General features: G+C 63.6%; 4 protein-coding genes. All 4 read left to right on the top strand.

The window, feature by feature from the left end; all coding sequences use genetic code 11:
- Positions 1-52 precede the first annotated feature (52 nt).
- The 4 genes from BK665_RS00180 to BK665_RS00195 all read left to right on the top strand — a co-directional run bounded on the left by BK665_RS00180 (position 53) and on the right by BK665_RS00195 (position 6156).
- Positions 53-1405 (top strand): 3-oxoacyl-ACP reductase, encoded by a 1353-nt coding sequence (locus BK665_RS00180; RefSeq protein WP_123402311.1) that lies wholly within the window; start codon positions 53-55, stop codon positions 1403-1405.
- A 2-nt stretch (positions 1406-1407) separates the two neighbouring features.
- Positions 1408-2262, top strand: coding sequence for a MaoC family dehydratase (locus BK665_RS00185; protein ID WP_123402312.1), 855 nt, complete (start codon positions 1408-1410; stop codon positions 2260-2262).
- A 420-nt stretch (positions 2263-2682) separates the two neighbouring features.
- Positions 2683-4320 (top strand): collagen-like triple helix repeat-containing protein, encoded by a 1638-nt coding sequence (locus BK665_RS00190; RefSeq protein ID WP_123402313.1) that lies wholly within the window; start codon positions 2683-2685, stop codon positions 4318-4320.
- A gap of 168 nt (positions 4321-4488) precedes the next feature.
- Entirely contained in the window at positions 4489-6156 is a 1668-nt protein-coding gene (locus BK665_RS00195; protein WP_123402314.1) for a ShlB/FhaC/HecB family hemolysin secretion/activation protein, read from the top strand.
- The last annotated feature ends 263 nt before the right edge of the window (positions 6157-6419 follow it).

Consider the following 6419-nt stretch of genomic DNA (forward strand, 5'->3'; position numbering starts at 1 on the left):
TGATCGCCATTCGTGGTCCACACTTTGAACCCCAGCTGCCGGAGAGCGTTCCATGTCAGACCGTTATATCGACTTCGCCAATTCGTCCATCGGCCACCGTCTGGTCGGGGCCTTGGGCCTGCCGTCGCCGGTGCGTCTGGAACGCTGGCAGGCCGGGCGCCTGCGGCCTGTCGAGGGGGCGCTGCTGATTGGCGGCGGCCCATTGGCAGAAAATATCGGCGTGTTTGCCAATCGCCTGACCGACGCGATCTACAGCTACGGCACCGAACCGTCCCTGGCCACTGCGTGGATTCCCGGCCACGGCCCAAAACTCAAAGCCGTGGTGTTCGATGCCAGTCACCTGGTGCAAACCGATCAGCTCAAGCAACTGCGCGAGTTCTTTCAGCCACTGATGAAAAACCTCGATCACAGCGCGCACGTAGTGATTCTTGGCCGGGCGCCGGAAAGCCTGAGCGACCCGATCGCTTCCAGCGTCCAGCGTGCCCTGGAAGGGTTCAGCCGTTCCCTGGCCAAAGAGTTGCGCAGCGGCGGCACCCTGCAACTGATCTATGTCGGTGCAGGCGCCGAGGATCAACTGGAGGGGCCGCTGCGGTTTTTCCTCTCGCCCAAAAGCGCTTTCGTGTCCGGGCAAGTCATTCGTTTGCAGGCGTGCGACACGCCGGTGCAGGACTGGACCCGGCCTCTGTCCGGGCGCAAGGCACTGGTCACGGGCGCCGCACGCGGCATCGGCGCTTCAATTGCCGAAACCCTGGCCCGGGATGGCGCCGAAGTGATCCTGCTCGATGTGCCACCGGCCAAGGCTGACCTCGAAGCCCTCGCCGCACGCCTCGGCGGGCAAAGCATCACCCTGGATATTTGCGCCGAGGACGCCGCCGCGCAGTTGATCGAGCACTTGCCCGATGGCATCGACATCGTGGTGCACAACGCCGGCATCACCCGCGACAAAACCCTGGCCAACATGACCCCGGAATTCTGGGACGCAGTGCTCGCGGTCAACCTCAATGCCCCCCAAGTGCTGACCAAGGCCCTGCTCGACGCCGGCACCCTGCGCGACAACGGCCGGGTGATTCTGCTGGCCTCCATCAGCGGCATCGCCGGCAATCGCGGGCAAACCAATTACGCCGCGAGCAAGGCTGGATTGATGGGTCTGGCCCAGGCTTGGGCGCCGTTGCTGCTTGAGCGCGGCATCAGCATCAACGCGGTGGCACCGGGGTTTATCGAAACCCAGATGACCGCGCACATTCCATTCGGCCTGCGTGAAGCGGGGCGGCGCATGAGCTCCTTGGGCCAGGGCGGTTTGCCGCAAGACGTCGCCGAAGCCGTCGCGTGGCTCGCGCAACCGGGCACCGGCGCCTTCACCGGGCAAGCGTTGCGGGTCTGTGGGCAAAGTGTCTTGGGGGCGTAGCGATGATTACCGACTGGCACACACTCAACCGCGAACCGAGCCTGCCCGAGTTGTACGTGCGGGCGGCGGTGCGGCGAAAAATCACTGGCACCGCGCTGCCCGATACCGGTTTGCGTTGCTGGCTGGATGTCGACCCCAAGCGCCTGGCGGCCTATCGCCAAGTCTGCGGATTCGTCGACAACGGCTTGCTGCCGCCGACTTATCCCCATGTGCTGGCGTTTGCCTTGCAGATGCAATTGCTCACCTCGAAGGAATTTCCGTTCCCGTTGCTGGGGCTGATTCATTTGAGCAATCGCATTCGGGTGCTGCGCCCCATGGGCGGCGTGCATCGTGCCCGGGTCAGCGTGCAGGTGCAGAACCTGCAACCCCACGCCAAAGGTGCGACCTTCGATCTGGTGACGACCCTGGATGATCAGTTGGGCACGCTCTGGGAAGCTGAGAGCCAGATGTTGTGTCGCGGGGTCAAACTCGACGGCGAGCCGGTGGAGGACGAGTTGGCGCTGACGCTCCCGTTGACCGAAGTGGCGCGCTGGAAAGCCCCGGCGGACATTGGCCGGCAGTACGCCAAAGTGTCCGGGGATTACAACCCGATCCACCTCAGTGCAGTCAGCGCCAAGTTGTTCGGTTTTCCTACGGCGATTGCCCACGGACTGTGGAACAAGGCCCGCACCCTGGCGGCGCTGGCGGATCATCTGCCGACGGCGAATGTCGAGATCGCGGTGCAATTTCGCAAACCGGTGCGCCTGCCCAGTGAAGTGACATTGCTGGCCAGTGCGGCGGCGTCCAGCGGGGATCTGCAATTGCTCGGTGCCGGTGACTTGGAACATATGGTCGGGCATTGGCGGCCGGTGGCTTAAGCTAATGATCGTTCCCACGCTCTGCGTGGGAATGCATCCCGTGACGCTCCGCGTCACATCCGGAAGCGGAACGCGGAGCGTCCCTGGCGGCATTCCCACGCAGAGCGTGGGAACGATCAGGTGACGGAAAGACATGGTTAATTGTGTATATAACTTAAGTGTTCTCCCCCGCCATCGCCCGCCTGCGTCAAAAACCTCCCCCTTGATTTAAAACGAATTCCCCTCACGCCCTACACCCAAGGTATTAGCCCTTAGGCAGCATCTCTGCGCCTCTATATAAAGGCGTTAATACCAACTTGAGAATGGCCCGAAACCGCCCCTGGGATTTTGATGTGCACAACGGACGAAGGCATTGCCGGCACCAGATCGGCAAGCCATCGAAGACAACGGTCGTTGTAACAGGTGCAAGGAATCACTCTCATGAAAACTCAAGTGTGGTGCAAATCGGCAACAGCATTGGCATTGATCCTCTCCCTCGGCCTGGCCGGTTGCAGCAGCGGCGGTGGCGGTCATCACAGCACGTCCGGCGGTTCCTCCGACGGTGCGGCGGGTGCGGCGGGCACCGGTAGCGGCGGCGCCGGCAGCGGTGGTACTGACGGCACCGGTGGCGGAACTGCCGGGACGGGTGGCACCGACGGTACAGGTGGGACTGGCGGGACCGGTAGCACTGGCGGGACTGGCGGCACCGGTAGCACTGGCGGGACTGCCGGAACCGGTGGTACGGGCGGAACGGGCGGCGGAACGGGCGGCACCGGTGGCACCGGCGGTGGAACCGGAGGCACTGGCGGCACAGGTGGAACGGGCGGCACAACCGTCCCGCCACTGGTCACCAGTACTGTGGTGTCTGACCTGGGCAAAACCGTCAGCGGCGTGGGCAATGGCGTCAGCGCTATCGGCGATGCCGCCTCCAGCGTGCCCGTCGTGGGCGGCGTGGTGCAAAGCGCCGTCAACACCACCGGCAATGTCGTCGACAGCATCGGCGGCGGCCTGGACACGGGCCTGGGCAAACTCGGCAGCGACCCGCAAGCCGTGACCAAAACCACCGCTATCGTCGGCAACGTCGTGTCTGATGTCGGCACCGGCGTGACCGATATCAGCGGCAAACTGGCCACGGCCACCAGTACGGTGCCACTGGTTGGCGGCATCGTCAGCAAGGTCACCCCGGTACTCGGCGGTGTCGGTGAAAAAGTCACCATGCTCGGCGATACCCTGAACGTCGCCACCGGCAGCGGACCTTTGGGCACCCTCAGCAACGGCGTCGGCAATAAGGTCCTGGTGCCGGTAGTGACATTAGCCGAAGGCTTGACCGGCAAAGTCGGCAGTGCAACCGGCCTGGGCGCACCACTCAATGGCTTGGTCAACAACGTCGCCAATGCCGTCGGTGGGCTGGGCGGTAAAGTCACGGCGGCAGGCGATGGCAACCCGGTGACCAACCTCGCCGGTACTGCGCTGACCAACGTTGGCACCACGGCGGGCGCTGCCGGTGGCCTGGTGACAACGTCCAGCACCGGAGCAGGCGGCACCGGTGGCTTGGGCGGGCTGGGCAACTCGGGACTGCTGCAAACCGTTGGCGGTGCCGTGGCGAATGTGGGGGCTGGTTTGAATGCCGGCAATACCAACCCGGTCGTCAGCGCCGGCGGCGTCAACCTCGGCGCAGTCGGCGGCACCGTCGCTTCGATTGGCGGCGCATTGGGTGGCTCCAGCGCACCGAATCTCACCCCCACCGCGCCGCTCGCCAGCGTCGGTGCCGTGGTGGGCACGGCACTGAATCCCGTCACCAGCAGCGTCACCACGCTGACTCAACAAGTGGGCGCCACCACTGGCCTCGGCGCACCGGTCAACGGCTTGCTCACCCAGGTGGGTGGCGCCGTCGGTAACGTCGGCAGTACCGTCGCCGCCGCAGCGCCCAACCCGGTGGTGGCCGCTGTCGGCAACACGGTCACAACCGTTGGTGCCACGGTCGGCGCGGTTGGCGGGCTGGTCACTGGCGGCACCGGCACCGGCACAAGCGGTGGAATTGGCGGCCTGCTGGGTGGCCTGACCGGCAACAAACGCTGAAATTGCACCTGGCCGATTCGACGGCCTAACCTGCAACGCCTACGCTTGGTTGGAAGCGGAAGATTCAAAGGAGTCTTCCGCTTTTTCTATTGGAGCAAGACACCTCGCGGTTCTGGTTCAGTCAGCTGACGACCCACGGGATGTTGCGATATGACCATGGAGTGTCCTATGCGCGTTATGGCTTCCCTGCTGTGCCTGAGCATCAGTTCTTTCGCCCTCGCCGATACCCTTCCGAGCTTTCTCAACAGTAACGAAACCATCCGCAACCTCCCCGTGCCGAACCTGCCCGCCGATGCTTACCGCCCGACAGCGGCACCCTTGCAAGTGCCGGAACCCGGCGCGACCGCGGCCCAGCCGTTGATGATGGACACGAAAGTCACCATCAAAACCGTGCAGATCGAAGGCGGAACGATTTACCCGCTCAACGAACTGGCGACGCTGTATCAACCGTTGCTCGGCCATGAAACCAGCCTCGCCGATTTGATCGAAGCCACCCGAGGCATCACCCGTCGTTATCAACAGGACGGTTACTTGCTGTCCTACGCCTTCCTGCCGCAACAGGATTTCAGCCAGGGCGTGGTGCGGGTGGTGCTGGTCGAGGGCTACATCAAGGATTACCAGGTGCAGGGCGACGTCGGGCGGGTAAAAGGCCTGCTGGACAAACTGGTGGCCAAGCTCCAGGCCGAACGGCCGCTGACGCGCAAGACGTTCGAGCGCTACACCACGTTGATGAGCCGCATCCCTGGCGTCACCTTGCAAGCGCAAGTGCCGCCGCCGGGCACCACCGATGGCGCGGCGTACCTGGCGGTGCAAGCCAGTCGCAAACCGTTCACCAGCAGCCTGAGCACCACCGAAGACAACCGCAACGGCACCCAGGCCTTGCTTGGGGTCAGCAGCAATTCCCAGACGGCGATGGGCGAACAACTGACCCTCAGCGGCCTGTTTCCCCCAGGGCATGACGATGAACATTACTACCGCCTGGACTATGCCCAATTCCTCAATGCCGAGGGCACGCAACTGAGCCTGTCCGCCTCGCGTTATCGCGCCGATCCCGGCACCAATGTGCTGCTCGACAATGGCCTGCAACTCAAGCCGCACCGGGAAAACGATCGCTACTCCATCGGTTTCAGTCACCCGTTGATTGCCTCGCCGACGGAACAATTGAGCGCCGGTGCGCGGCTGTATGCGGTCAACGACAAAACCCGTTACGACGTGGTCGATGATCCGCGCAGCGTCGAAGTGCGCACCGACATCCGCGCCCTCGCCTTCGAGAGCGACTGGCGCCAGGCCGATGCCCGGCAACTGCGGATTCTCAGTGGTGGCGTTTATCAAGGCCTCGACAGCATGGGGGCGAAAACCAATGCCGACGTGGACCTGAATTTCCTGCGTGTGCGGTTATCGGGGGTGCAGAGCGACAAGTTCTTCGACAACTGGCAAGGCGTGCTCTCGGGCGCGTTGTACTGGAGCGACGACACCCTGCCCGACAGTGAGCGCGCAGTGTTCGGCGGGCAGAATTTCGGCCGTGGCTACCCGGACGACCAAGCGTCCGGCGACAAGGGTTGGGGGGTGGCGTACGAGGTGAACTACAGCTTCAACCGTGACGGCAACTGGGTGCGAGTGCTGCAACCCTATGTGGTGCTGGACCGCTCCAAGACCTGGTTCAACCAGTTGGCGGTGCAGGGCAACAACCTGTCTTCAGCGGCAGTGGGGCTGCGGTTTGGCGATGCGAAGTACTACAACATCGCGCTGGAAGCGGCCAAGCCGATGTCGGATGAGGCGCTGGATACGTTCAACCGACGACCGCGCTATAGCGTGAGTTTCAGTTATCAGTTGTAGGGATGTGGTGGCTGGCAGGCCGCCTTCGCGAGCAAGCCCGCTCCCACAGGGGGGGGCCGTGGCGGTCATAGGATTAAGGTTCACTGGAGATCAACTGTGGGAGCGAGCTTGCTCGCGAAAGCGGTGGGTCAGGCAATGGGATGTTGAATGGGCCGGCCTCTTCGCGAGCAAGCCCGCTCCCACAGGGGGGCTGCGGCGGCCATAGGATTAAGGTTCACTGGAGATCAACTGTGGGAGCGGGCTTGCTCGCGAAAGCGGTGGGT

Source organism: Pseudomonas frederiksbergensis, assembly GCF_003732665.1.
GTDB lineage: Bacteria > Pseudomonadota > Gammaproteobacteria > Pseudomonadales > Pseudomonadaceae > Aquipseudomonas > Aquipseudomonas frederiksbergensis_G.

Excerpts from the sequence above, each read along its gene's own strand:
- BK665_RS00180 (WP_123402311.1), top strand. The coding sequence starts at position 53 with ATGTCAGACCGTTATATCGACTTCGCCAATTCGTCCATCGGCCACCGT.
- BK665_RS00185 (WP_123402312.1), top strand. The coding sequence starts at position 1,408 with ATGATTACCGACTGGCACACACTCAACCGCGAACCGAGCCTGCCCGAG.
- BK665_RS00190 (WP_123402313.1), top strand. The coding sequence starts at position 2,683 with ATGAAAACTCAAGTGTGGTGCAAATCGGCAACAGCATTGGCATTGATC.
- BK665_RS00195 (WP_123402314.1), top strand. The coding sequence starts at position 4,489 with ATGCGCGTTATGGCTTCCCTGCTGTGCCTGAGCATCAGTTCTTTCGCC.